25 protein-coding genes are annotated in these 24,533 nt (G+C 73.1%); 16 read left to right on the top strand and 9 right to left on the bottom strand.

The genetic code is table 11. The annotated features are described in order from the left end of the window. Positions 1–76: 76 nt before the first annotated feature. Positions 77–1,276: an MFS transporter gene (locus N912_RS48625; RefSeq protein WP_037062581.1), complete on the bottom strand. Its 1,200-nt coding sequence runs from the start codon at positions 1,274–1,276 to the stop codon at positions 77–79. A 70-nt stretch (positions 1,277–1,346) separates the two neighbouring features. On the opposite strand from N912_RS48625, the gene N912_RS0100690 reads away from it, so the two are divergent. After that, complete coding sequence (locus N912_RS0100690; RefSeq protein ID WP_028920907.1) at positions 1,347–1,886, top strand: CGNR zinc finger domain-containing protein; 540 nt, start codon at positions 1,347–1,349, stop codon at positions 1,884–1,886. A gap of 10 nt (positions 1,887–1,896) precedes the next feature. Here N912_RS0100690 and N912_RS0100685 read toward each other — a convergent pair whose 3' ends face one another. Beyond that, positions 1,897–2,319: a VOC family protein gene (locus N912_RS0100685; RefSeq protein WP_028920906.1), complete on the bottom strand. Its 423-nt coding sequence runs from the start codon at positions 2,317–2,319 to the stop codon at positions 1,897–1,899. A 92-nt stretch (positions 2,320–2,411) separates the two neighbouring features. Between N912_RS0100685 and N912_RS0100680 the strand changes: the two genes are divergently transcribed. From N912_RS0100680 to N912_RS48610, 8 genes are all read left to right on the top strand, one after another. Beyond that, the gene (locus N912_RS0100680; protein ID WP_028920905.1) at positions 2,412–3,359 is read left to right on the top strand and encodes a helix-turn-helix transcriptional regulator; all 948 of its coding nucleotides are present in this window, start codon (positions 2,412–2,414) and stop codon (positions 3,357–3,359) included. A 72-nt stretch (positions 3,360–3,431) separates the two neighbouring features. Beyond that, on the top strand, positions 3,432–4,415 hold the full coding sequence (locus tag N912_RS48620) for a hypothetical protein (protein ID WP_037062579.1): 984 nt from the start codon (positions 3,432–3,434) through the stop codon (positions 4,413–4,415). 10 nt (positions 4,416–4,425) lie between these two features. After that, complete coding sequence (locus tag N912_RS0100670; protein ID WP_028920904.1) at positions 4,426–4,884, top strand: Lrp/AsnC family transcriptional regulator; 459 nt, start codon at positions 4,426–4,428, stop codon at positions 4,882–4,884. 58 nt (positions 4,885–4,942) lie between these two features. Further along, positions 4,943–6,268 (top strand): L-lysine 6-transaminase, encoded by a 1,326-nt coding sequence (gene lat / locus N912_RS0100665; RefSeq protein WP_037062578.1) that lies wholly within the window; start codon positions 4,943–4,945, stop codon positions 6,266–6,268. Between the two features lie 81 nt (positions 6,269–6,349). Further along, positions 6,350–7,408 carry a hypothetical protein gene (locus tag N912_RS0100660; protein WP_028920902.1) on the top strand — a complete coding sequence of 353 codons (1,059 nt, stop codon included), beginning with the start codon at positions 6,350–6,352 and terminating at the stop codon, positions 7,406–7,408. Then, positions 7,405–8,994 (top strand): VWA domain-containing protein, encoded by a 1,590-nt coding sequence (locus tag N912_RS0100655; RefSeq protein ID WP_037062577.1) that lies wholly within the window; start codon positions 7,405–7,407, stop codon positions 8,992–8,994. The genes N912_RS0100660 and N912_RS0100655 overlap by 4 nt, the downstream gene beginning before the upstream one ends. After that, the gene (locus N912_RS48615) at positions 8,981–9,505 is read left to right on the top strand and encodes a hypothetical protein (protein WP_051579412.1); all 525 of its coding nucleotides are present in this window, start codon (positions 8,981–8,983) and stop codon (positions 9,503–9,505) included. Before N912_RS0100655 ends, N912_RS48615 begins: the two co-directional genes overlap by 14 nt. 105 nt (positions 9,506–9,610) lie before the next feature. Then, a complete protein-coding gene (locus tag N912_RS48610; RefSeq protein ID WP_051579411.1) occupies positions 9,611–10,315 on the top strand; it encodes an HAD family hydrolase in 705 nt (234 codons plus the stop codon). Here the strand turns inward: N912_RS48610 and N912_RS59840 are convergent. Continuing rightward, positions 10,275–11,081, bottom strand: a complete 807-nt coding sequence (locus N912_RS59840; protein ID WP_028920900.1) for a phosphotransferase — start codon at positions 11,079–11,081, stop codon at positions 10,275–10,277. The genes N912_RS48610 and N912_RS59840 overlap by 41 nt on opposite strands. Next, positions 11,078–11,614, bottom strand: a complete 537-nt coding sequence (locus N912_RS0100635; RefSeq protein ID WP_028920899.1) for a DinB family protein — start codon at positions 11,612–11,614, stop codon at positions 11,078–11,080. The genes N912_RS59840 and N912_RS0100635 overlap by 4 nt, the downstream gene beginning before the upstream one ends. 96 nt (positions 11,615–11,710) lie before the next feature. Between N912_RS0100635 and N912_RS48600 the strand changes: the two genes are divergently transcribed. From N912_RS48600 to N912_RS0100620, 3 genes are read left to right on the top strand one after another with little or no spacing between them, the layout of a single operon-like run. Then, positions 11,711–12,673: an alpha/beta fold hydrolase gene (locus N912_RS48600; protein ID WP_084210501.1), complete on the top strand. Its 963-nt coding sequence runs from the start codon at positions 11,711–11,713 to the stop codon at positions 12,671–12,673. 35 nt (positions 12,674–12,708) lie between these two features. Further along, entirely contained in the window at positions 12,709–13,452 is a 744-nt protein-coding gene (locus tag N912_RS0100625; protein ID WP_028920898.1) for an alpha/beta fold hydrolase, read from the top strand. Continuing rightward, positions 13,446–14,216: a MerR family transcriptional regulator gene (locus N912_RS0100620; protein ID WP_028920897.1), complete on the top strand. Its 771-nt coding sequence runs from the start codon at positions 13,446–13,448 to the stop codon at positions 14,214–14,216. The genes N912_RS0100625 and N912_RS0100620 overlap by 7 nt, the downstream gene beginning before the upstream one ends. Before the next feature lie 3 nt (positions 14,217–14,219). Here N912_RS0100620 and N912_RS0100615 read toward each other — a convergent pair whose 3' ends face one another. Continuing rightward, positions 14,220–15,065: an NAD(P)H-binding protein gene (locus N912_RS0100615; protein ID WP_028920896.1), complete on the bottom strand. Its 846-nt coding sequence runs from the start codon at positions 15,063–15,065 to the stop codon at positions 14,220–14,222. Further along, positions 15,062–15,814: a TetR/AcrR family transcriptional regulator gene (locus tag N912_RS0100610; protein WP_028920895.1), complete on the bottom strand. Its 753-nt coding sequence runs from the start codon at positions 15,812–15,814 to the stop codon at positions 15,062–15,064. The genes N912_RS0100615 and N912_RS0100610 overlap by 4 nt, the downstream gene beginning before the upstream one ends. Positions 15,815–15,987: 173 nt before the next feature. Here N912_RS0100610 and N912_RS0100605 point away from each other — a divergent pair, with 173 nt between their 5' ends. Then, positions 15,988–17,175: a helix-turn-helix domain-containing protein gene (locus N912_RS0100605; protein ID WP_084210708.1), complete on the top strand. Its 1,188-nt coding sequence runs from the start codon at positions 15,988–15,990 to the stop codon at positions 17,173–17,175. A gap of 490 nt (positions 17,176–17,665) precedes the next feature. Here the strand turns inward: N912_RS0100605 and N912_RS0100595 are convergent, their stop codons facing one another. Together N912_RS0100595 and N912_RS0100590 are read right to left on the bottom strand one after the other, a co-directional pair. Beyond that, a complete protein-coding gene (locus tag N912_RS0100595) occupies positions 17,666–19,054 on the bottom strand; it encodes an amino acid permease (RefSeq protein WP_028920892.1) in 1,389 nt (462 codons plus the stop codon). Beyond that, positions 19,051–20,283 (bottom strand): kynureninase, encoded by a 1,233-nt coding sequence (locus tag N912_RS0100590; RefSeq protein WP_051579410.1) that lies wholly within the window; start codon positions 20,281–20,283, stop codon positions 19,051–19,053. Before N912_RS0100590 ends, N912_RS0100595 begins: the two co-directional genes overlap by 4 nt. 141 nt (positions 20,284–20,424) lie before the next feature. Here N912_RS0100590 and N912_RS0100585 point away from each other — a divergent pair, with 141 nt between their 5' ends. The 3 genes from N912_RS0100585 (at position 20,425) to N912_RS0100575 (ending at position 23,994) form a co-directional block, all read left to right on the top strand. Beyond that, positions 20,425–21,990, top strand: coding sequence for an MFS transporter (locus tag N912_RS0100585; protein WP_028920890.1), 1,566 nt, complete (start codon positions 20,425–20,427; stop codon positions 21,988–21,990). A gap of 133 nt (positions 21,991–22,123) precedes the next feature. Then, positions 22,124–23,128 carry an ornithine cyclodeaminase family protein gene (locus N912_RS48595; RefSeq protein WP_211261102.1) on the top strand — a complete coding sequence of 335 codons (1,005 nt, stop codon included), beginning with the start codon at positions 22,124–22,126 and terminating at the stop codon, positions 23,126–23,128. Positions 23,129–23,160: 32 nt separating this feature from the next. After that, a complete protein-coding gene (locus N912_RS0100575; RefSeq protein WP_028920889.1) occupies positions 23,161–23,994 on the top strand; it encodes a nitrilase-related carbon-nitrogen hydrolase in 834 nt (277 codons plus the stop codon). A 4-nt stretch (positions 23,995–23,998) separates the two neighbouring features. Here N912_RS0100575 and N912_RS0100570 read toward each other — a convergent pair whose 3' ends face one another. Further along, a complete protein-coding gene (locus N912_RS0100570) occupies positions 23,999–24,523 on the bottom strand; it encodes a pyridoxamine 5'-phosphate oxidase family protein (protein WP_028920888.1) in 525 nt (174 codons plus the stop codon). Between the last annotated feature and the right edge of the window lie 10 nt (positions 24,524–24,533).

The raw sequence follows: 24,533 nt of genomic DNA, 5'->3' as shown, positions 1-24,533 counted from the left end.
ACAGACGATTTGGAGGACTGTAGGTGAGCACCCTCACATCCGTCAATCTCCCGCCGGCCGGCGCTCGAACCGTCGCCTAGTGCTCGTACTCGGTCGATCTCGGCCGGGAGCGCCGGTCCAGCACGGCGAACGTGGCGGCGGTCAGGGCCAGCGCCGCCCCGGCCGCGAGCACCTGGCGCGGGCCGAAGCGCAGCACGTGACCGGTGAGCGCGATCCCGGCGGCGCCGGCCCCCATCTTGATCCCGGCCATGGTGGCGAACACCTGCGCCCGCGCCGGCGGCGGGGCGTAGCTGGACCTGACCGCGAAGCTCGCGCTGACCAGCACCGCCTGCGCCGCGCCGGCCAGGGCGAACGCCGCGACGGTGGCCGGCAGGCCGGGCGCGAACGCGCACAGGCCCACCGCCACCCCGACGAGGACCACGCAGCGCAGGGTCAGCCGCTCGGGCTCGCCGCGCATCGGCAGCGCGGTCACCGACAGCGAGCCGACCAGGTTGCCCGCCCCGTAGACGGCGGCCAGGGCCGCGCCGATGCTGGTGGCCCCGCCCGGCAGCGTTCCGATCACCACCGCGACCACCGGGATGCCGGCGGTGCCGAACTCGGTGAGCAGCGTCGCCAGCAACACCCGGCGCAGCGGCCCGGCGCCGAGCAGCACCCGCCCGATCCGCCGGGTCGGCCAGCCCCGTGCGCCGCCGCCCGCCGCGTGCGCCAGCGGCAGCGTCGCGACCAGGCCCGCCGCGGCCACCGGGATGCAGCCGAGCGCGAGCAGCGCGTGCAGCGCGCCGACCTGCCCGAGCAGCGCGGCCACCACGCCCGGCCCGACCGTCGCGGCCAGTCCGTAGGTGGTGGTGTCCCAGCCCTCGGCGCGGCGCAGCGTGCGCTCGCGGGTGCCGACCAGCAGCGCCAGCCGGCTGCTCAGCCCGCCGGTCACCACCGGGACGCAGCCGCCGGCCACGGTGATCGGGACGGCGGCCAGCGCCACCGACGCGTGGGCGAGCAACCATGCCCCGCCCGCGAGCCCGCCGCCGAACAGCACGAACGCGACGGCCAGCGGCACCCGGGCGTCCCGGGCCCGGTCCAGCGGCCGGGCCACCACCGGGCCGAGCACGGCGGGGGCGATCAACAGCGCGGCCAGCAGCGAGCCGACCACGGCGCCGTCCCCGGCATCCCGCCGCACGTCCACGGCCAGCGCGACCAGGCCGACCGCCGCTCCCCCCTCCGCGGTGCGGACCAGCGCGGCCGCCACCACGTACCGCGCCAAGACGGTCGAACGGGCCACCGCGCCCCCTCGCTCTCCTGGTGGACCGTAAAAGTGTGCGAGATGCTCCGTCACCTGTCAAACTAGTGACGTGCGATCGGTCTTCCTCAGCGGCGACCTCGCCCTGGACTTCATCGGCACCGTCTCGGAGTGGACCTCCAGCCGGGTCGAGCTGCTGGCGCGCCCTCGGGACCTGGCGGACTGGCTGGTCCGGGCCGGGCTGCTGGACTCGGCCCGGGCCGACGCGGCGGAGCTGGAGTCCGCCCGCGAGCTGCGCGACGCGCTCTACCGCCACGTCCGCGCGCTCACCGAGGGCCGGCGGACCGACGCCGAGGCGGTCGCGGTGATCAACCGGGCGGCCGGGGCAGCGCCGCCGGCCCTGGCGCTCACCGCGAGGGGCGCGGTGTCCCGGACCGGTGACGTGGCGGCCGCCCTCGGCGAGGTCGCCAGGGCGGGGATCACCTTGGCCGAGCCGTCGCGGCGGGCGCTGATCGGCTGGTGCGACGACGGCACCTGCACCCGCGCGTTCCTGGACCTGTCCAGGGGGCGGCGGCGCCGCTGGTGCGGCATGGCCGGCTGCGGCGACAAGGCCAAGGCCGCCGCCTACCGCCGCCGCCACCCCACCCGCTAACGCTGCCTGGCTAGCGCTGCCTGGCAGCGAGCATCTCCAGGTAGTGCGGGTTGCGCATCACGCCGAGCACGTTGCCGAACGGGTCGACCACCGACGCGGTGATGAAGCCGGAGCCGTCCGCGTGCTCGGTGATCGGCTGGTACTCGGTGGCGCCCATCGCGAGCAGCTTGTCCACCGTGGCGTTCAGGTCGTCGACGTGCCAGTGCATCACCGCGCCGCCGGGGGTGCCGGCCGCGCCGGCCGGGGCGTACTTCCGGTCGATGAACCCCAGCTCGTCCTCGTCGTCGCCGATCCGGAACTCGACGTAGGCCGGCGGCGCCGGCGGGTTGGGGTAGGCGAAGTACGGCTTCACGCCGAACAGCTCCGAGTACCACTCGGCCGCGGCGGCCAGGTCGTCGGCGTAGAAGTTGATGGTGGCGAATCCTCGGAACATCGGTACTCCCTGGGCTCGAATCGGTCAACGGAGAACATCATGCGCCGCTGAAGTGCTCATCCAGTGAGCACTTTTCTTGAGAAGATTTCGGCATGCGCGCCGATCGGTTGGTGGCCACCCTGTTGCTGATGCAGGCCCGGGGCCGGGTGACGGCCGCCGAGCTGGCGTCCGAGCTGGAGGTGTCCGTCGCCACCGCCCGCCGCGACCTGGAGGCGCTGTCCTCGGCGGGTGTGCCGGTCTACCCCCAGCCCGGCCGGGGCGGCGGGTGGTCGCTGGTGGGCGGCGCGCGCACCGACCTCACCGGCCTGACCTCGACCGAGGCGCGGGCGTTGTTCCTGCTCGCGGGCCCCGCCGCGGCGCTCGCCCCGCCGGTGCGCTCCGCGCTGCGCAAGCTGGTCAGGGCGCTGCCCGACACGTTCCGGGCGGACGCCGAGGCCGCCGCCGACGCGGTCGTGGTCGACCCGACCCGGTGGGGCGAGCGCGACCGCGCGCGTCCCGAGCTGGTCGACACGCTGCAGGACGCGGTGGTCCGCCGCCGCAAGGTCTCGCTGGACTACCGGGGCCGCGCCGGTCGGGCGACCCGGCGGACGGTCGACCCGTGGGGCCTGGTCGACAAGGACGACGTCTGGTACCTGGTCGCCGGCACCGAACGCGGCCAGCGGACGTTCCGCGTGGACCGGATGGCCGAGGTGACGGTGACCGACCACGCCGCCCACCGGCCCGCCGACTTCGACCTGACCCGAGAGTGGGAGCGGGTCGTCCAGGAGGTCGAGGCGCGCCGCTCGCCGCTGTCCGCGACCGTGCTCATCCCCGCGCGGCTGCTGCCGGTGCTGCGCGGCCACTTCGGCCGGCACTGCGAACCGTTGGGCACCCGCGACGACGGCCGGGTCCGGGTGCGGGTGGCGGCGCCGATGGCGGTGTCGATCGCGGAGCAGCTCGCCGGCTGGGGCGCCACCGTCGAGGTGCTCGAACCCGACTCCGTCAAGGCCGAGCTCGCCCGCATCGGCACCGAACTGGTACGACTTTACGTGAGCGACTGAAATACCTTCGTCAACCACCGGCGATACCTCAGAGGTTCGCCCCGAATCGCATGTCGGGCCTAGCGTTCTCCCGTGCGCAGACTCGCCCCGGCCGTCGGACTTTTCCTGCTCGCGCCGTTCGTCGGCGAGTACCTGCTGGGAAATCTCACGGTCGACGAGCTGGGCGTGGGGATAGTGCTGGCGCCGATGTACGGCTTCGGCGCGCTCCTGGTCCGTGAGCTGGGACGACGCCGGGGCGGCTGGCCGACGATCGTAGTGTTGGCGGCCGCGTACGCGCTGCTCGAAGAGGGACCCGTCGACCAGCTGCTGTGGAACACCGCGTATTCCGGCGGCCACAACTACCTGGCCGGCTCGTCGTATCTGCCGGCATTGGGAACGAGCGTGGAGCTCATCCAGACAATCCTCGCCCTGCACCTGGTGTGGAGCGTCTGCGTACCCATCGCGATAGTCGAGACGTTCGTATCCGACCGCCGGTCCACCCCGTGGCTGGGCAGGTTCGGACTGACCCTGACCGCCGTCCTGTTCGCCCTCGGCGCCGCCCTGGTGTTCTGGGGCCACTACGCCGAGAGCGGATTCGTCGCCGCGCCCGCCCACCAGGCCTGGGCGGTGGCCGCCATCGTCGCCCTGGTGCTGCTCGCGCTGGTCCCCCGCCGCCGCACGCCGCCCACCCTGCCGGGGCGCGCGCCGTCGCCGTGGCTGGTCGGCGCGCTCGGCCTGGTCGGGACCAGCGCCTACTGGGCACCGTCGGTGCTGGTCACCGCCGACTGGTACGAATGGGTCGGGGTCGCGGTGTGGTTCGTGGTCGCGGCCGCCGGGGTGACCCTGGTGGCACGGTGGTCACGACGGCGCGACTGGGGCCAGCCCCACCACTTCGCGCTGGCCGCCGGCGCCACCCTGACCTACGTCTGGACGGCGTTCCCGAACCGCCCCGAGGCCGGCGGCCCGCTCACCGTCGACCTGATCAGCAATGCGGTCTTCGGCACGCTGGCGCTCGCGCTCCTGACCGCCGCCGCGCGCCGCTGCCGATCCGAACACCCGGCGCGCTCGCCCGCATAGGCTCCTGCCCATGCCCCGACAGCTCGACGACGCGACCGACACGCTGCTCGCCTCCATGCTGGTCGCCGACGGCCGCGCCACGTTGAAGACCTTGGCCGAGGCGACCGGCCTGTCCGTCTCGGCGGTGCAGGCGCGGGTGCGGCGGCTGGAGACCGACGGGGTGATCCGAGGCTACGTCGCCCAGATCGACCCCGAGGCGCTCGGCCTGCCGCTGGCCGCGTTCATCTCGCTGACCCCGCTCGACCCCCGGCAGGACTACGAGATCCCGGACCTGCTCGCGGACTTCAGCGAGATCGAGTCGTGCCACTCGGTGGCCGGCGACGCCAGCATCGTGCTGTTCGTCCGGGTGGCATCCCCGGCCGCGCTGGAGACGCTGATCCGCGAGGTCCGCAAGCGGGCCAACGTCGCCACCCGTACCACCGTGGTGCTCCAGACCTGCTTCGAGCGACAGGCACGACCACCCTCGTGACAAGATATTGACCGGCTTCAGCCGAATCTTGACGTAGTTTTTGCGGTACCGTCGCGTTATGACGCAAACATATCCCGCTCCGACGACATCGATCGCCGCCGCCGATGTGCACGCGTCCCTCCGGCGGCACATGCTGGTCGACGGCTTCCCCTTCGTGCTCGACCTGGACCGTTCCCGGGGCTCGACGGTGGTGGACGCCCGCGACGGCACCGAGTACCTGGACCTGTTCACCTTCTTCGCCTCCTCCGCGCTGGGGATGAACCACCCCGCGCTGGCCGAGGACGACGCCTTCCTGGGCGAGCTCGCGCATGTGGCCGTCAACAAGCCGAGCAACTCCGACCTCTACACGGTGCCGATGGCGCGGTTCGTGGACACCTTCGCCAGGGTGCTGGGCGACCCGGCGCTGCCGCACCTGTTCTTCATCGACGGCGGCGCGCTGGCCGTGGAGAACGCGCTGAAGATCGCGTTCGACTGGAAGAGCCGGTGGAACCAGGCGCACGGCATCGACGCCGGCCTCGGCACCAGGGTGCTGCACCTGGAGAAGGCCTTCCACGGCCGCAGCGGCTACACCATGTCGCTGACCAACACCGACCCGAACAAGGTCGCCCGGTTCCCGAAGTTCGACTGGCCGCGCATCCCGTCGCCGTCGATCAACGCCAACCCGGACGTCGAGGCCGCCGAGCGGCAGGCGATCGCCGCCGCCCGCGCCGCGTTCGCCGAGCACCCCAACGACATCGCCTGCTTCATCGTCGAGCCGATCCAGGGCGAGGGCGGCGACAACCACTTCCGGCCCGAGTTCCTGCGCGCCATGCAGGAGCTGTGCCACGAGTTCGACGCCCTGTTCGTGGTGGACGAGGTGCAGACCGGCGTCGGCATCACCGGCACCGCGTGGGCGTACCAGCAGCTCGGCATCTCCCCCGACATCGTGGCGTTCGGCAAGAAGACCCAGGTCTGCGGCGTGATGGCAGGCCGGCGGGTGGACCAGGTCGGCGACAACGTCTTCTCCGTGGCCTCACGGATCAACTCCACCTGGGGCGGCAACCTCACCGACATGGTCCGCTCCCGGCGCATCCTGGAGGTCATCGAACGCGACGAGCTGATCGCGCGCGCCGGCCGGCTCGGCGCCTACCTGCTCGGCGAGCTGCGCGCGCTGCAGGCCCGGCACCCGGCGGTCACCGAGGTGCGGGGGCGCGGGCTGATGTGCGCGCTCACCCTGCCCACCCCCGAGGAACGCGACCGGGTCATCGCCCGGCTGCGCGAGGACGAGCACGTGCTCATGCTCGGCTGCGGCACCTCCAGCCTGCGGCTGCGCCCGGCACTCACCGTCACCGCCGCCGAGCTGGACCGGGCGGTGACCGCGCTGGACCGGGTGCTCACCGGCTGACGTTCGCCAGAAGTTCACCCGGAGGTCACCGCACGCCGGCCCCGGGTGAGGCCATCCTCGTGGCCGAGGGGGCAGCTTGGCATGAGGCGTGCGTTCGGGATCGGGCTCGCGGTGGTCCTGCTGACCGGTCTGATCGCGGTGATCTTCTTCGACAAGCATCGCGAGCTGACCACGGTGCGGGGCGTGATCGGCTCGGAGAAGATGGCGTTCTTCAACGACCCCCGGGTGCGCGACGCGTTCGCCGCGCACGGGCTGCGGGTGGAGGTCGACCCGGCCGGCTCGCGGGAGATCGCCACCCGGGTCGACCTGAACCGCTACGACTTCGCCTTCCCGTCCAGCTCGCCGGCCGCCGACAAGATCCAGCGTGACCGCAAGATCGTGCGCGGCTACGCGCCGTTCTCCTCGCCGATCGCGGTCGCCACCTTCGCCCCGATCGTGGAGCTGCTGACCCGCGCCGGCGTGGTCCGCCAGGGCCCCGGCTACCCGGTGCTGGACATGGGCGCCTACCTGGCGCTCGCCGAGCGCGGCGTGCGCTGGGACCAGCTGCCGGGCAACACCGCCTATCCGGCGCGCAAGAACGTCCTGCTCACCACGACCGACCCGAACTCGTCGAGCTCGGCGGCGATGTACCTGGCGATCGCCTCCTACGTGGCCAACGGGCAGAACGTGGTCACCGACCCGAGCGCGGAGGCCCGGGTCCGCCCGACCCTGACCCGGCTGCTCGCCGACCAGGGCTACACCCAGAGCAGTTCCGAGGGACCGTTCGAGGACTACCTCGCGGTCGGCATCGGGAAGACGCCGATGGTGCTGGTGTACGAGGCGCAGTTCGCCGACCGGGTGATCCGGGCGGACGGCTCGATCAGCCCCGACCGGGTGCTGCTGTACCCGGCGCCGACGGTGTCGTCCAAGCACACCCTGGTGCCGCTGCGCGTGCCCGGCAACCAGGTCGGCGAGCTGCTCACCTCCGACCCCGAGCTGACCAGGCTGGCCGCAAGCTTCGGCTTCCGCACCCAGGACCGGCGCCAGTTCGACGCGGTGCGCGCCGAGCACCACCTGCCGGTCCCCGCCGACCTGGTCGACGTGATCGAACCGCCGCCGTTCGAGAGCCTCGAGCGGATGCTCGACGCCGTGCGTCGATGAGCGCGACCATCGGCGGTGGGGCCGCCGCGGTCCTGGCCGCCGTCCTGTTCGCCTCCGGGATCGCCGGCTGCGCGGGCCGTCCGGCGGCGGAGCTGCGGGTGCTGGCCGGCAGCGAGCTGGCCGACCTGCGCCCGGTGCTGGACGAGGCGGAGAAGGCGACGGGGGTTCGGGTGACGCTGGACCACAGCGGCACCCTGGAGGCCGCCGAGACGGTCGCCGCCGGCCGGGCGGACGGGCGCTACGACGCGGTCTGGCTGTCCTCGAACCGCTACCTGGACCTGGTGACCGAGGCCGCCGGCCGGCTCGGCCCCCGTACGAAGATCATGAACTCGCCGGTGGTGCTGGGCCTGCGGGCGTCGGCCGCGCGCCGGTTGGGCTGGGACCGGACGCCGGTGACCTGGGCGGACATCGCGGCGGCCGCCGGCAGGGGCGAGTTCGGCTACGGCATGACCGACCCGTCGGCGTCGAACTCGGGCTTCGCCGCGCTGGTCGGGGTCACCGCCGCGCTGGCCAGGACCGGCTCGGCGCTGGACACCGCCACCATCGAGCGGGTCGCCCCGGACCTGACCCGGTTCTTCGCCGCGCAACGGCTCTCCGCCGGCTCCTCGGGCTACCTGACCGAGGCGTACGCGCGGCGCGCCACCGATGTGGACGGCCTGATCAACTACGAGTCCGTGCTGCTGGCCGCGAACGCGAGCGGCAGCATGCCCGAGCCGCTCACCCTGGTCTACCCGACCGACGGGGTGGTCACCGCCGACTACCCGATGACGCTGCTGCGCTCGGCGGGCGACCCGGCCCGCGACGCCTACACCCGCCTGGTGGACCACCTGCGCCGGCCGGACACCCAGCGCGCGATCATGCAGGCCACCAAGCGGCGCCCGGCGGTTCCCGGCGTCGCGCTCGAACCGGGGATCCCCGGGCAGCCGCTGATCGAGCTGCCCTTCCCCGGCGACCGGGCCAGCGTGGACGCGCTGCTGGCCGCCTACTTCGACAGGTTCCGCCGGCCCTCGCGCACCGTCTACGTGCTCGACGTCTCCGGCTCGATGGACGGCGAGCGGCTCAACGGGCTGCGCGCCGCGCTGGTCGGGCTGTCCGGCGCGGACGCCTCGCTGGTGGGGACGTTCCGCCGGTTCCGGGGCCGCGAGCAGGTCACCCTGCTGCCGTTCAACGACCGTCCGCTCGCCCCGACCACCGCGACCGTGGACGCCGCCGCCCCGGCCAGCCTGGACGGCATCCGGGCCGGCGCGGCGAACCTGCGGTCCGGCGGCAACACGGCCGTCTACGACGCGCTCGAACAGGCCTACCGGCTGCTGGAGCCGCAGGTCGCCGCCGACCCCAACCGGTTCACCTCGATCGTGCTGATGACCGACGGCGAGTCCAACCGGGGCGACGGCCTGGACGAGCTGCGCGCGTTCCTGGCCACGCGCCCGCCGGCGACCCGCGCGGTCCCGGTGTTCCCCGTGCTGTTCGGCGAGGCCGCCGAGCACGACATGACCGAGGTCGCCAACCTGACCGGCGGGCGCACCTTCGAGGCCAGGGGCGGTTCGCTGGCCGGCGCGTTCCGGGACATCCGTGGCTACCAGTAGCCGGCTGGGCCGCTACCTCGGCTCGCCGAAGAACCTGGCCGGGTCGACCGCCGGGCTCGCCGGGCTGGGCCTGCACCTGGCCGGCGTGATCGGCTCCTGGTGGCCGGCGGCGGTGGCCGTGCTCTACGCGGCCGGCGCGCTGCTCGCCCCTCCCCCGGCCGACGTCCGCGAGCTGGCCGGCCTGCGCCGCGACGTGGAACGCCTGCGCCGGCGCACCGCCGCCGAGGCGCGCCGGCTGCCCGCCAGGGCCGCGCACCGGGTGGACGAGGTGACGCTGGTCCTGCGCGACATTCTCGCCGACCGCGACGCCCTGGACGCCCACCCGACCGCCAGGGCCTCGGCCACCCACGCCGTGCACATCGACCTGCCCGAGCTGATCGACCGCCACCTGTCCCTGCCGTCCTGGCAGGACCGGGCGCACGCCGAGGCCCTGTTCAACCAGGATCTCGACGTCATCGCCGCGCACCTCACCGACATCGCCGCCGACCTGTCCGGCCGAACCCGGCAGTGACTCCTCGCGCTGGCGTTCGCGCGCGGCCACGTGATACTTGATGCATCGGCTCTGACCCGCGACGGCATTCCGGGTCCGACACCTGCTACGGAACGGGAGGCCCGCGTGCGCAAGGTCGCGATCTTCGACCTGGACGGAACCCTGGTCGACACCCCTACCGGGATCGTCCGGTCGTTCGCCGCCGCGTTCACCGAGCTCGGCGTGCCCGTCCCAGCGGCCGACTCGATCCGCGCCACCATCGGGATCCCGCTGACCGTCGCGTTCGCCGGGTTCCTCGGGGTGACGCCGGACGACCGGCTGGTGGCCAGCGCGGTCGCCCGCTACCAGGTGGCGTTCGCCGAGCTGGTGCTCCCCAAGGCCGCCGACCTGGTCTATCCGGGGGTGGTGGACGGGCTGGAGGGGCTGGAACGGGACGGGTTCGCGCTCGCGGTGGCCACCAGCAAGCTGAACGCCGGCGCCGACGCGCTGCTCACCGCCGCCGGGATCCGCGACAGGTTCGGTGTGCTCGTGGGCGCCGACCAGGTGAGCAACCCGAAGCCCGCGCCGGACAGCGCGCTGCTGGTGCTCGGCGAGCTGGGCGCCCGGGCGTCGGACGCGATCATGGTCGGGGACGCCACCCACGACCTGCGGATGGCCGAGGCCGCCGGGGTGCGCTCGATCGCCGTGACGTACGGGGCGCACGGGCGCGCCGAGCTGGCGTCCGCGCGCCCGACCTGGCTGGTGGACAGCTTCCCGGAGGTGGTCGGGACGCTGCGGGCGGCGGCCGGGATCACGGGCTCGACGAATGCAGCGCCGCCGCCACCGAGGTGATCTTCTCGGCGGACTCGGCCAGCTCCTCGTCGTCGCGGTGGCGTGCCGACCAGGCCGCGCCGTCCAGCTCGCGCAGCACCCGCCAGCGGGCCGCCCTGCGCAGCTCGGCGGGCGGCGGGTCGAGCGGGGTGAGGACCCGGCGGGCCCAGTCGTCGCCCAGGTACCACAGCGCGGCAAGGTCCACCGCCGGGTCGCCGACGGCGGCGTTCTCCCAGTCCAGCACCCCGGTCAGCCGGCCGTCGCGGACCAGCATGTTCTCCTCCCAGAGGTCGCCGTGCACCACTCCGGGAGCGGGCAGCGCCGCGAGCTCGGCGGCCAGCGCGGCCACCTCGGCGCGCAGCCAGGCCGAGAGGTCGGGGGTGATCAGGCCGGCCACGGCGGCGATGCCGGCCTCGGCCTCCGCGATCTTCGCCGGCCACCAGCTCGGGTAGGGCTCGGTCACGCCGGCGAGCGCGGTGGGCTCGATGCGGCGCAGTTGGCGCAGCAGGGTCACCACCGAGCCGGCGTCCGCGTCGGCGGTCAGGTGCGCGCCGTCCAGCCACGGGCACAGCGCCGCGCCGTGTGGTCGGCCCTCCCCCGAGGGCAGCCAGCGGACCGGCCACGGCAGCTCCACGTCCACCCTGCCGTGCAGCACCTCCAGCGCCGCGGCGCCGCGGCGCAACCGGCCGGCGGCCTCGGCGTCGCGCGGCACCCGCAGGCATTCCCCGTCGGACGTCCTGAAGATCGACGAGGAGAAGCCGGTCGCGATCGGTGTCAGCGGCGTCACGGCGTCGCGGACCTCGTGGCCGCGCGCAGCAACCGCAGCTGGCCGATCTCGGCGGCGTTCTTCATCAGCTCGGCGTTCACCCAGCCGACCATATGGGCGAGCGTCCGCCCGGGGTCGTCGCGCCACGGGAACCGGGCGGGGGCGTCGAGGCCGCCTTCGGTGAGACCGTCCAGCGCCGCCAGCCAGTCCGTGCGCAGCGCGCGCAGCCACGCCACGGCCGGGCTGCCGGGGCCGGGCCAGGCGACCTCGGTCCGCTCCCGGGGTGTCCGGCCGAGCGCGTGGTCGGTCGCCACCGACCACCACCAGCCGATGTGCCAGCTCAGCCAGGCGATCGTCGGGACCGGAACGGGATCGGGCTCGCTGTCGCACCAGTCCGGCACCCATCCGCCGTCCGGCGCCGGGCGGACCGTCCAGCAGAGGGCCGCCGGTTCCCAGCCGAAGTCAGCGGGCTCCAGCCGCTCCAGGTGCCACTCCAGCAGCGACCAGGTCAGGTCGAACTGCGAGCGCAACAGCTCGGTACGGGACACGGGCACCGCCGCATCCTCGCAGGCGGCCGGTGTCCGGTTCGCCTCGGCGGTGACGACCTGTGCACGGGAGCCCCCAACACCGGCATCGGCGAGGAGATCATCATGTACAGGACGTTGGCCTCGGTGCTCGCGGCGCTCGCGCTGCTCACCGGATGCGCAACCACATCGACAACCGCGCCGGCTGTTCCCGGACCGGCGGCCACCGAGCAGGGCACCGTCGCGGTGGAGGGCGGGACGATCCACTACACCCGCGCCGGTTCCGGGCCGCCGCTGCTGCTGTTGCACGGCTGGCCGCAGACCTCCCACGAGTGGCACAAGACGCTCCCCGAGCTGGCCAGGGACCACACGGTGATCGCCGTCGACCTCCCCGGACTCGGCGAGTCCAGCGTCCCGGCCGGCGGCTACGACAAGGCCACCACCGCCCGGCGGGTGCACGAGGCCGTCCAGCGGCTGGGCTTCCGGGAGGTCGCGATCCTGGCCCACGACATCGGCGGGATGGTCGGCTACTACTACGCCCGCGACTTCCCCACCGAGGTCAGCAGGCTGATGGTGATCGAGATCCCGCTCCCCGGCCTTGGCCTCGACAAGATCAACGAAGTGAGCTGGCACATCCTGTTCAACTCCACCCCGGCCCCGGTCCCCGAGCAGCTCATCGACGACGAGGACGTCCCGACCTACCTGGGCCACATCTACGGCTACGGCCTCCCGCCGGAGGACCGGGAGCCGTACTACCGCGCCTACGCCGACCCGGCGCGCCGCCACGCCGGCTACGAGTACTACCGGGCGTTCCGCGCCGACGCCGAGGACATCCTCCGCAACGCCGCCGCGAAGCGGCTGCCGATGCCGGTGCTGGCCGCGGGCGGGGAACAGGCGCTCGGCGCGCTGGTCGCGGCGTCCTTCCGGCCGGTGGCACGGGACGTCCGCGAGGTGATCGTGCCGGGCTCGGAGCACTTCATCCCCGAGCAGAACCCCCGGTTCGTGATCGACTGCGCCCGGGCGTTCTTCACCCCGGGCGGCGCCGGCGCCACCCCGCCGCGCCCGGAGATCGCCGCCTGCGCCGGTTGACCTTTACGCAGGGTCAACCCCGCACCATGGTCGGCATGGCCATCACCGTGCACAACGACGGCGTCGCGATCTCGGTCTCACGCGCCGGCTGGGGGCGGCCGCTAGTGCTGTGCCCCGGGCTGCTCACCACCCAGGCCGACCTGCACGAGCTGATCGAGCTGCTGCGGCGCGACCACGAGGTGGTCACCTTCGACCTGCGCGGCCACGGGCTCAGCTCGGCCGCCGCCGGCCGGTACACCTTCGAGGCGTTCCTCGGCGACCTCGGCGCGGTGATGGCGCGCCTGGACCTGCCCTCGGCGCCCGTGCTCGTGGGCCACTCGCTGGGCGCGGACCTGGCGCTGCACCACGCCCGCGCGCATCCCGACACCGTCGGCGCGCTCGTCCTCGTCGACGGCGCCAACCCCGTGCCCGAACCGTTCCTCTCCGAGGCCGACCTGCCGGAGTTCCGCGCCATGGCCGACGACGCCGCGCGCCACGCGCCGCTCACCGCGCGGGAGATCATCGAGGTGAACCTCGAGGTGGACGCGGTCCGCGCCCGGATCCTCGACGTGTACCGGGAGATCGACCGCCCGATCAGCATGATCATGTCGACCGCGATGGCCGGCGACGGCGACGACGAGCGGACCCGGTGGCGCAACCGGAACTGGCGCGCCGGCATCGAGCGGCTGGTCCGCGAGCGGCCGGACATCTCCACGACCTGGCTCGACGCCGGCCACGGGCTGGTCGTCACCCACCCGACCGACGTCGCCCGGATCATCAGCAGACTGGTTGGATGCTGACCATCGGCGAGCTGGCGTCGTACGCCGGGGTGACGATCCGCGCGGTGCGGCACTACCACGCCAAGGGGCTGCTGCCCGAGCCCGAGCGGGACGACTCCGGCTACCGCCGCTACGACGGCGCCGCCGTGGTCGAGCTGACCAGGATCCGGACCCTCACCGAGGCCGGGGTCCCGCTGGCGCGCGTGCGCGAGCTGCTGCACGCCGGCGAGGCGGAGTTCGCCGAGGCCGTCGCGGAGATCGACCGGCGGCTGTGCGCGGAGATCGAGCAGCGCCGGCGGCACCGCGAGCGGATCGCCCGCCTCGCCGCCGGCGACGGCCTGGCGCTGCCGCCGGAGGTGGTCGACTTCCTGGACCGGCTGCGCGCGCTCGGGGTCGACGAACGGATCGTCCGGGTCGAACGCGACGGCTGGATCCCGCTGGCCGCGCGCTCGCCCGACCGGGTCCCGGAGTGGATCGCGCGCAAGCGGGAGCAGCTCGCCGACCCACAGGTCGTCGGCTTCTACCGCACCCTGGGCCAGGCCCTCGACCGGACCGACGATGACCAGAAGCTCGTCGAGCTGGCCGACACGATGGCCGCCTACCTCACGCGGATGGAGTACGTCGACGACGTCGACATCGAGCCGCCGCTCGCCACGCTGCTGGACGCGCTGGCGTTCGACACCGCGCCACCGGCCCGTCGGCTGACCGAGCTGCTGAAGCGCCGGGGCTGGGCCGGCTGGACCACGCTCTCCCGGGTCGACCCGGGTCCCGAACCCCGCGGTTGACCGTCACCCCGCGAAGTCCGCCGCATGATCGCGCGCCCACCGCGCGAACGTCCGGTACGGCCTGCCGGTCACCGCCTCGAAGTCCGGCGAGACGGTGAACTCGTAGTCGGAGAAGTCGTCCGCCTCGCCGCCCTCGTAACCGCCGAGCCCGACCATGAAGCGGGCGGACTCCTCCGGCCAGCCCTGGCTCACGTAGTACGCGAGCGCCTCCTCCGCCGTCACCTCGACGAACGTCAGCTCGCGGCCGATCGCCTCGCCGATGGCGGCGGCCATCTCGCGCTGGGTCAGCTTCGCCGGACCGGTCAGCGTGTACGCCTTGCCCGCGTGCCCGCCCTCCAGCAACGCCGCCACCGCCACCTCGGCGATGTCCCGCTCGTGCACCAACTGGCCGAACTCGTCCGGGTTCGGGTGCACGATCCTGCCGTCCGCGCGGATCGACGGCCCCCACAGGTCGATCTTGTTCGTCGCGAACTCACCCGGCCGCACGTGCGTCCACTCCACCCCGGACGCCTCGACCGCCCGCTCCACCGGCAGGTGGTACGTGGTGTCGTAGCCGTGGGTCACCGCGCCCGACGACAGCACCACGATCCGCCGCGCCCCGGCCTTCACCGCGAGGTCCACCACGTCCCGCGCGCTCGGCGAGTGCACGAACAGGTACAGCGCCTCCACCCCGTCGAGCGGGATGCCGTCCGGCGCGTCGAGGTCGCCGCGCACCACCTCGACACCGTCGGGAAACGCCGCCCCGCCCGGGTCGCGCGTCATCGCCCGCACCCGCGCACCCGCCTCGGCGAGCCCGCGCACCACGTGGCGCCCGACGTTGCCGGTCGCCCCCGTCACCAGGATTGTCATCGCAAGCCCCCTTCGATCCCGTCCAGCAACCTGCCCAGCCCGTAGTCGAACGACCTCCGCACCGAGTCCGCGACCGTGCCCTCGACGTCGTAGGCCCCCGCCCGCCACAGGCAGGTCATCACCGGGTACCGCTCGACGTCGAAGTAGTCGTCCCAGAACACCTGCCGCGCACGCCACCAGGAGTCACCGGACTCGCCGGTGACCTCCTCCAGCTGTTGGTCGTCCACTTCGGACGCGGCGGCGCCGTGCACGTACCCCTCGATCGCGAGCTGCGCCACGGCGGCCTGCCTGGGCGCCAACCCGGAGTCCGTGAGCGCGGCGAGCAGGAACTCCTCCCCGTCCATCAACCCCGGCCCGAGCGGCGGGCGCACCATCGACACGTCCCGCATCCAAGGATGCGCCCGGTAGACCGCCCGCGTGCGGTCCGCGTAATGCTCGATCCGCTCCCGCCAGGTGCCCGCCGCCGCCAGGTTGCGCTCCCGCAGCACCCCGTCGGCCATCAGGTCGATCAGCTCGGCCTTGCCCGGCACATGCGTGTAGAGCGACATCGTCCCGACGCCCAGCTCCTGCGCGACCCGGGCCATCGACATCGCGCCGAGCCCTTCGCGGTCCGCCACCGAGATCGCCGCGCTGACGACCTGGCCGACGCTCACCTTCGGCTTGCGCCCGACCTTCGGCTCCGGCGGCCCGCCCCACAGCAGCGCGATGGTCCTGGCCGGATCTCCCCCACCACTGCGTTCTACGGCCACGCATCCACTCCATTCCCGTAGCCCATACGGAAACAATACCGTACATGCTACGGAAACGGTGTCGCCGGACACAGCCCAGCAAGTCCCGCTTGTGATCAAAGTGCGGTAGGGATGTGCAGTAGGGTCGCGCACGTAGAACGACGCCGACAGACGTTTCGGACGAGGTGTCGGACATGGCAGAGGCTGCCCAAGGCCCCGGCGCGAACCTACGCCAGATCCGCCACGCGAGGGGCAAGTCCCTCGCCGTGATCGCCGGCCGCGCCGGCATCTCCGTGTCGCACCTGTCGCGCCTTGAGTCCGGAGACCGCGCCCTCGACCGCCGTTCGCTCATCGTGAAGTTGGCGAACGCGCTGGAGGTCGCACCGAGCGAGATCACCGCGTCTGGTGTCTCCACCGCCGGGGAGCTGGAGGAAGACGGCTCGCTCAACGATGTGCGTCTCGCGCTGCTCTCCGCGAGCATGAGCCAGCCGGCGGGGCAGGTCGTACCCGCAAAGGTGCTTGCCCAGCGGACACACGCCGTTCTGATCGCGCAGCGGAACTGCGACTTCGCCCGCGTGGGCGCCGAGTTGCCCGGTCTGATTCGCGACTTGCACACCACCCTGGACGCCGGCCGCGACGTGCGAGAGTTGCTGCGGCTCGTTCCGCTCGTTCATGTGCAGGGCACGCAAGCATGGCTTGGTGACATCGGGGCGAGCATGGATCTTGCCTGGCAGGCGTCGTCTCTCGCGCAGCGCGCCACCGATCGATTGGAGGAGCCGCTGTACGGCGCGGTGAGCGCGTTCGGCACCGCATTCGGGCTCATTGGCGCCGGAGCGTTCGACATCGCGGCGCAGACCCTCACGGCGGCGGACCCCGGCACCGGCACCCCGGAAGCGATGCAGGTGTCCGGCATGCTCACCCTCACCGACTCGCTGGTGTCCGCCGCGCGGGGCGAAACCGCCCAGCGGAACGCCGCCCTGGAACACGCCGCCGACCTGGCCACCCGCACCGGGGACGGAGATGCCCTGTTCTTCGGGTTCGGACCCTCCAACGTGGGCGTGTGGCGCATGTCCGTGGCGTTGGAAGCCGGCGAGCACGCCGAGGCGGCGAAGATCGCCGCGACGGTCAACCCCAAGGCGCTCCCGTCACCGACCCGTGTGTCGGCCTACTACCGCGAGTACGGACGCGCCCTGGCTCGCCTCCCGAAACGGCGCGACGACGCGGTGATGATGCTCCGCCAAGCCGAGATGATCTCCCCCGCGCGCATCCACCGACACCCGTTCATGCGCTCGATCCTCGCCGAGCTGTACGCGAAGGCCAAGCGCGACGCCATCGGCCAGGAGCTACGCGGCATGTGCTACCGCGCCGGACTGCCTGTCTAAGCCATTCGAGTGTTTGTCATGGTGACAAACTTTGCCGGCTTGGCGGCCTTAGCGTCGATGCATGATCAACGAGGACACCAGGCAAGGCGCCAGGACTGCTCGACGGTCGCGACGCCATGGCTAGCCGTGAAACCACAGTGGGCACGTTCGGGCTGTTGCCGTGCCTCACTGACTTCTGCGTTCACGCCGTCGACGATCCCGACAAGCCGTACCCGGATCCCGTGTGTGAGCTTGCCATCCAGCCGGGGTTCTGGCTGCCAGCCGCGGCCGGCCCGGTCAGGTTGTGTCGGTATTGCGGCCGCGCGATCCACAACCTTCCCCCGGGCAAGGTGACGGTCTACCCCGCGGCCGCCGTCCGGCACCGGTACGAGGCCACACAGCCGGGCTACGCGCCGTGGCCGCTGCTGGAGTTCTGGCGCAGACACCTAGTGCGGCGGTTCGACCAGCGCATCCGTCACGCAGTGGAAACGGGGCGGTGGCCCCGTGCTGCCTAGGCCTGGGTTGACTCGACCGCGCGCCGGCGGAAGAACACCGCGTACACCACTCCCACCAGGATCAGGAACGGGACGCCGACCAGGCAGGCCAGTTGCATGTCCGGCACGAAGATGCCCGTCGCGTAGACCGAGAGCAGGATCAGGATGGCCACCACCGGGGTCGCCAGGCCGCCGGGCAGCCGGGTGCTGGACTCGCCCCGGTCGGGGTGGCGGCGGAACGCGATCAGGGTGGACAGGCTGATGATCCAGACCGCGATGACGGTGAAGCTGGCCAGCGACAGCAGCAGCCCGAACACCTGGGCCGGCGCGTACGCCGCCAGGATCGCCGCGACCAGCAGCCCGACCGCGGAGACCAGCGCCGCCCGCCGGGGCTGGCCGGCGGCGGTGGCGTGGCGCAGCGGGCGGAACGCGAAGCCGTCGTGGGCCAGCGAGTGCAGCATGCGGGTCGCCGCGTAGAGGTTCGCGTTGGCCGCCGACAGCGCGGTCAGCAGCACCACGAAGTTCGTGATCGTCGCCGCCGCCGGGATCCCGGCCGCCGCGAACATGGCCACGAACGGGCTGGCCTGCACGCCGTGCGCCTGGCCCAGCTCGGTCCACGGCCGCACCGCCAGCATCACGCCGATCGCGACCAGGTAGAACAGCCCCAGCCGGATGATCAGCGACCGCATCGCGACGCGCATCGACTCGGCCGGCTCCTTGGCCTCCGCCGCCGAGATGGCCACCAGCTCGATGCCCGCGAAGCTGAACACCACCACCGCCATGACCAGCCACACCGCCGACCACCCGTTGGGCGCGAACCCGCCGGTCGCCGTCCAGTTCCCCAGCCCGGTCGGCGCCTGGCCGGGCAGCCCGAACGCGACCAGGACCACCCCGAGCACGATGAACACCAGCACCGCGAGCACCTTGATCCCGGCCAGCACCGCCTCGGTGGAGCCGAACACGCTCACGGTGGCCAGGTTCACCCCGGTGATGATCAGAGAGAACACCACGACGCCCACCCACAGCGGGATCGCGGGCCACCAGAACCGCAGGTAGGTCGCGGCCGCCACCACCTCGCTGCCGATCGCGCAGACCAGCGCGAGCCAGTAGACCCAGCGGCTGGCGAAGCCCGCGAACGGCCCCAGGTAGCGGGCCGCGATGGTGCCGAACGCGCCCCGCACCGGCTGCGCGCTGGTCATCTCGGCCAGCGCGAACGCCACCGCGCCCGCGACCAGCGCGCCCACCGCATAGCTCACCATAACCGACGGGCCGGCGATGGAGATCGACGAGCCGGCGCCGAGGAACAGCCCGGTGCCCAGCGCGGCGCCCAGGCCGAGCATCGCCATCTGCCGGGTGGTCAGCGACCGGCTCAGGTCCGAGTCCCGTACCGCCACTCGCTCGGTCATGCCGCCACCCCCCGTGCCCGGTCCATCGCCCGCCACAGCTCGGCGAACCCGGTGGACAGCGGGGACAGCCCGATCCGGATGCCGTCCGGGGTGCGGAAGTCGATGATCACGCCGTTGTCGATCCACGCGCGAGCGAGCGACTCGGCCTTCGGGTGCGTGACGGTGACGTGCCCGCCGCGCACCTCGTCGGCCCTCGGCGAGGCCACCGTGAAGCCCAGCGGCGCCAGCCAGCGCTCGCTCAGCTCGATGGCCATCCGGGTCAGCGCCGTGGACTTGGCCCGCACCCGTTCGATTCCCGCCTCGGCCAGCATCTCCACCCCCTGCTCCACGCCCACCAGGCCCAACACCGGTGGGGTACCCGACAGCACCCGGCGGATACCGTCCGCCGGTTCGAACCGAGGCGCCATCGCGAAGATGTCCCTGGCGCCTATCCAGCCGGCGATGGGCTGGTCGAACCGGTCGTGGTGTTCCGCGCGAGCGTAGAAGAACGCGGGCGCCCCTGGGCCGGCGTTGAGGAACTTGTACGTGCACCCGACCGCGAAGTCGGTGCCGGCGGCGTCCAGCAGGACCGGCATGGCGCCGACGCTGTGGCACAGGTCCCAGACCGCGAGCGCGCCGGCCGCGTGCACCAGCTCGTTGATGCCGGCCATGTCCGCGATGTAGGCCGACCGGTACGACACGTGCGACAGCGTGACCACCGCCGTGTCCTCCCCCACCACCTCGGCGAGCTGCTCGGCGGTGACGCCGGCGCGCGGGTCGGACTCGATCCATCGGACGGTCAGCCCCAGCTCCCGCGCGATGGCGGCCACGACGTACCTGTCGGTCGGGAAGTTGTCGGTGTCGGTGACCAGCTCGGTGCGCCCCGGCCGCAGCGCCACCGCCGCCCGCAGCGCCTTGTACAGGCACACGGTCGTCGAGTCCGCGACGATCACCTGGCCGGGCCCGGCGCCGAGGCAGACCGCGCCGAGCCGGTCGCCCAGCCGTTCCGGCAGCTCCAGCCAGCCCCGATCCCAGGACCGGATCATCCCGGTGCCCCACTCCCGGGTGACCAGCTCGCGCAGCCGGTCCAGGGTCGCCGCCGGCGGCCGTCCCAGCGAGTTGCCGTCCAGGTAGGCGACGACGCCCGGGTCCTCGATCGGGAGGAACCGGTCCCGGAAGCCGGCCAGCGGGTCCTCCCGGTCGAGCCGCTCGGCGTCGGCCAGCGTGATCGTCTCCGTACCAGCCGTCATGCGCTGTTCCCACCCATGCACAGAGGGTAAGCCCCGTTCGTGTGACCGGCGACACGGTTCGCGGCGTCGAATACCCCGATTCGGGTTCGACGCAGGGGTGAAGGCAGCCACCCGGGCGCCACCCACGAGGGGACCAAGACGGTGAAGACGACACAGACGAACCCACGAGCCGGCCGGCGGGAGTGGCTCGGGCTGGCGGTACTGGCCCTACCCACCCTGCTGCAGTCGCTGGACATCAGCGTGCTCTACCTGGCGCTGCCGACGCTGAGCGCCGACCTGGGCGCGAACGGGACCCAGCAGCTGTGGATCCTGGACAGCTACGGCTTCATGATCGCCGGCTTCCTGGTCACCATGGGCAGCCTCGGCGACCGGATCGGCCGGCGGCGGCTGCTGCTGGTCGGCGCGGCGGCGTTCGGGGTGGCCTCGGTGGTGGCCGCGTTCGCCACCGGGCCGGTGACGTTGATACTGGCCCGCGCGCTGCTGGGGCTGGCCGCGGCCACCCTGATGCCGTCCACGCTGGCGCTGATCAGCACCATGTTCCGGGACGCCACCCAGCGCGGGCTGGCCGTCGCGGTGTGGATGAGCTGCTTCATGGCCGGCACCGCGATCGGCCCGGTGGTCGGTGGCGCGCTGCTGGAGCACTTCTGGTGGGGCTCGGCGTTCCTGCTCGGCGTGCCGGTGATGGTGCTGCTGCTCGCGGTCGGGCCGGTGCTGCTGCCCGAGCACCGGAGCGACGGTCACAGCGGCCGGATCGACCTGGCCAGCGTGGCGCTGTCGCTGGCCACCGTGCTGCCGGTGGTGTACGGCATCAAGGAGCTGGCCCGCGACGGCGTGGCGGCGGTGCCGGTGCTGGCGGTGGTCGTCGGGGCTGGGTTCGGGGTGGCGTTCGTCCGCCGGCAGAACCGGCTGGCCGACCCGCTGCTCGACCTGGCGCTGTTCCGCCGCCGCGAGTTCACCGCCGCGCTGGCCATCGGCCTGGTGGCCGGGGCGGTGATGGGCGGGACGGTGTTGCTGGTCACCCAGTACCTGCAGCAGGTGCTCGGCCTGAGCCCGCTGCACACCGGCCTGGTCGAGGTGCCGCAGGCGGTGGCGATGACCATCGGTTCGCTGACCGCCGCGCGGCTGGCCGGGCGCTTCGGGCCGGCCCAGGTGATGGCCGGCGGCCTGGTGCTGGCGGCGGCGGGGCTGGCCGTGCTGGCGGTGGCCGGCCAGTCCGGCGGCGTCTCGGTGACCGTCCTGGGCCTGGTGCTCACCCACGCCGGCCTCGGCCCGACCATGGCGCTGACCATCGGCATGGTCCTCGGCGCCGCCCCGGAGCGGAAGGCGGGCGCCGCGTCGGCCCTGTCCGAGACCGGCGGCGAGCTGGGCATCGCCATGGGCGTCGCGGTGCTCGGCAGCCTCGGGGTGGCGCTGTACCGGGCGCAGCTGGCCGGCGGGATGCCGGCCGGGGTGCCGGCCGAAGCCGCCGACGCCGCGCGGGAGAGCCTGGCCGCCGCCCAGAAGGTGGCGCCGACGCTGCCCGGCCACCTGGGCGCCGACCTGCTCGCCGCCGCGCAGCAGGCGTTCGGCAACGGGCTGACGGTCACCGCCGGGCTCGGCGCCGCGCTGTTCGTCGGCCTGGCCGTGCTCACCGCCCGCCGGCTGCGCTCCGTCGCACCCGCCGGGCACGAGGAGCCGGCCGAGGAGCGCGAGCTGGTGGCCGCCTGAGCGCACCGCCGAGAACGGCCCCGGGAGATCGCCTCCCGGGGCCGTTCTCGCTGTTCCTGAGTGCCAGTAGTTCTAGTCCAAAATGCTGAGATGCCTCTTGAACGGTGAACTTCGGAAACCACACGATGAGGGTGTGACAGTCACCGAGGGCGAGAACCGCAGGGCCGCGTTCGACATCACGAAAGGCACCCGGCCGGTCAAGGCGCTCAGCGAGGCCGAGGTCGAGGAATGCCTCGATCTTTCCGAGCTGCTGGACGGGCTCGAGGACGGGTTCCGCCGGCTCGAGCTGGGCGAGGTCCAGTCACCGCCACGGCCCGAGATCACCGTGCCCGGCAAGGGATACTCGCTGAGCATGCCGGCGTGGGCGCCGGGCCAGCAGATGTGCGTGAAGATCGTCAACGTGTTCGACGGCAACCTGGACATCGGCCTGCCCAACCACCTTGCCGTGATCACGCTGTTCGACCCGGAGACCGGGGCGGCGACCTGCATCATGGACGGCACCTACATCACCGGGGTGCGGACCTCGGGCGCCGCGGTGCTGTCGGCCCGGCTGCTCGGCCGCACCGACGCCCGGGTCGCCACCGTCATCGGCGCCGGCGTGCAGGGCCGCGAGCACCTTCGGCTGCTGCCGCTGATCCGCGACTTCGACCGCATCAACGTGTGCTCGCTGTACCACGAGGACGCCCGCGACCTCGCCGACCGCTTCGAGCTCGCCCGCGCCGTCGCCGACACCGAGGCCGCCGTCCGCGAGTCCGACATCGTCTGCCTGGCCACCTACTCCGAGACGCCCGTGATCGACCCGTCCTGGGTCGGGCCGGGCACCCACGTCTCGTCCGTCGGCGTCCGCCCGCCCGGCGGCGAGCTGCCCACCGCGCTGGCCGCCGAGCACAAGCTCTTCGTCGAGACCCTCGATGCGTTCGAACCGCCGCAGGTCGGCAGCGCCGAGCTGGCCGGCATCGACCCCGCCCACGGGACGACCCTCGGGGCGGTGGTCGTCGACCCCCGCCGGGGCAGGACGAACGACACGGAGATCACCGTCTACAAGGGCATGGGGATCGGGATGGAGGACATGGTCGCCGCCAACCTCGCCTACCGGCGCGCGACGGCCGCAGAAACCGGCCAGACCTACAACTGGTAGCGCCGCGCGGCGGGTGATGTTCTACTGCGACCATGGCTGAGGTCACCGTGGCGTGTTGCCAGGTCACACCCGTGTTCGGCGACGTGAAGGGCAACCGGGCACTGCTGGCCGAGGCGGTGGCGGCGGCAGCGGGCGCCGGTGCCGGCGTGGTCGTGCTGCCGGAGCTGGCGAACACCGGGTACATGTTCGAGACGCTCGACGAGGCGCGGGCGCTGGCCGAGCCGGTGGACGGGCCGACCGTGCGGGAATGGTCGTCGCTGGCCGCCGAGCACGGGGTGTTGATCGCCGGCGGGTTCGCCGAGGACGGCGGGGCGGGCGAGCTGCACAACTCGGCGGTGCTGGTCGACGGCTCGGGGGTGCTGGCGCGCTACCGCAAGACGCACCTGTGGGACCGCGAGCCCGAGTGGTTCGCGCCCGGCGGCGAGCCACCGCCCGTGGCCGACACGGCGGTCGGGCGGATCGGGCTGCTGATCTGCTACGACCTGGAGTTCCCGGAGTGGACACGGACCGTCGCGCTGTCCTCGGCCGAGCTGATGTGCGTGCCGGTGAACTGGCCGCTGGTGGCGCGGCCGGACGGGGAACGGCCGATCGAGGTGACCAACGCCCAGGCCGCCGCCTACACGAACGGCATGTACCTCGCGGTGTGCGACCGGGCCGGTGTCGAACGGGGCTGTGACTGGGTGGGCGGCAGCGTGGTGATCGGGCCGCACGGCTACCCGCTGACGCCGCTCACCCTGAGCACGCCCGCGACCGTCACCGCCACGATCGACCTCGCCACCGCCACCTCGAAATCCCTGGGCGAGCGCAACGACGTCCACGCCGACCGCCGCCCCCACCTGTACCAGCGCGTCGTGCAACCGAGCTGAGCGCTCAGCCCTCGAACCGCCAGCGCGTCGCCCCGTGCGGCTCGGCCGTGGCCACGGCGAACGCCGTGTCGAACCGGAACCGGTACAGCTGCCACGGCGGCGGCCCGGCGCTGGGCGCGCTGAACGGAGCCGTGAACGCGTCACCGTCCACCTCCGCCGGCCACCCACCGTCGCGGTATGCCGCCGCCACCGCCTCCAACGTGGCCGCATCGGTCACCCGCACGGCCTCGCCCTCGACCACCAGGTCGATCCCCGCCAGCTTCACCGACAGCGTGCACGCCGGGTTCGCCGCCAGGTTGCGTGCCTTGCGCGCCGCCGGGCTGCTGGTGAAGTACACGTCCCCGTCCAGCCACAGCGCGCCGATCCCCGCCGCGTGCGGGCGCCCGTCCGGCCGCACCGTCCCGAGGAACGTCGTGGTCGTCATCTTCGGCAGGCCCGCCACCAGCGCGTCCCGCGCCCGACTCCACGGCAACGCCGCCGACCCGTAGCGGTCCAGGTTGGTCACCTCGACAGCTTCCCTCTCGCCCATCGTCCTCACT

The sequence above is a fragment of the Actinospineispora acaciae DSM 45401 genome (genome assembly GCF_000620785.1).
Taxonomy (GTDB): Bacteria; Actinomycetota; Actinomycetes; order Mycobacteriales; family Pseudonocardiaceae; genus Pseudonocardia; species Pseudonocardia acaciae.
This window is presented reverse-complemented; position numbering and strand designations above follow the sequence as displayed.

Excerpts from the sequence above, each read along its gene's own strand:
- N912_RS0100590 (WP_051579410.1), bottom strand. The coding sequence starts at position 20,283 with ATGACGGCTGGTACGGAGACGATCACGCTGGCCGACGCCGAGCGGCTC.
- N912_RS0100595 (WP_028920892.1), bottom strand. The coding sequence starts at position 19,054 with ATGACCGAGCGAGTGGCGGTACGGGACTCGGACCTGAGCCGGTCGCTG.
- lat (WP_037062578.1), top strand. The coding sequence starts at position 4,943 with ATGACGCAAACATATCCCGCTCCGACGACATCGATCGCCGCCGCCGAT.
- N912_RS0100605 (WP_084210708.1), top strand. The coding sequence starts at position 15,988 with ATGGCAGAGGCTGCCCAAGGCCCCGGCGCGAACCTACGCCAGATCCGC.
- N912_RS0100680 (WP_028920905.1), top strand. The coding sequence starts at position 2,412 with ATGCGCGCCGATCGGTTGGTGGCCACCCTGTTGCTGATGCAGGCCCGG.
- N912_RS0100570 (WP_028920888.1), bottom strand. The coding sequence starts at position 24,523 with ATGGGCGAGAGGGAAGCTGTCGAGGTGACCAACCTGGACCGCTACGGG.
- N912_RS0100655 (WP_037062577.1), top strand. The coding sequence starts at position 7,405 with ATGAGCGCGACCATCGGCGGTGGGGCCGCCGCGGTCCTGGCCGCCGTC.
- N912_RS0100670 (WP_028920904.1), top strand. The coding sequence starts at position 4,426 with ATGCCCCGACAGCTCGACGACGCGACCGACACGCTGCTCGCCTCCATG.
- N912_RS0100615 (WP_028920896.1), bottom strand. The coding sequence starts at position 15,065 with ATGACAATCCTGGTGACGGGGGCGACCGGCAACGTCGGGCGCCACGTG.
- N912_RS0100620 (WP_028920897.1), top strand. The coding sequence starts at position 13,446 with ATGCTGACCATCGGCGAGCTGGCGTCGTACGCCGGGGTGACGATCCGC.
- N912_RS0100660 (WP_028920902.1), top strand. The coding sequence starts at position 6,350 with ATGAGGCGTGCGTTCGGGATCGGGCTCGCGGTGGTCCTGCTGACCGGT.
- N912_RS0100625 (WP_028920898.1), top strand. The coding sequence starts at position 12,709 with ATGGCCATCACCGTGCACAACGACGGCGTCGCGATCTCGGTCTCACGC.
- N912_RS0100575 (WP_028920889.1), top strand. The coding sequence starts at position 23,161 with ATGGCTGAGGTCACCGTGGCGTGTTGCCAGGTCACACCCGTGTTCGGC.
- N912_RS0100685 (WP_028920906.1), bottom strand. The coding sequence starts at position 2,319 with ATGTTCCGAGGATTCGCCACCATCAACTTCTACGCCGACGACCTGGCC.
- N912_RS48600 (WP_084210501.1), top strand. The coding sequence starts at position 11,711 with ATGTACAGGACGTTGGCCTCGGTGCTCGCGGCGCTCGCGCTGCTCACC.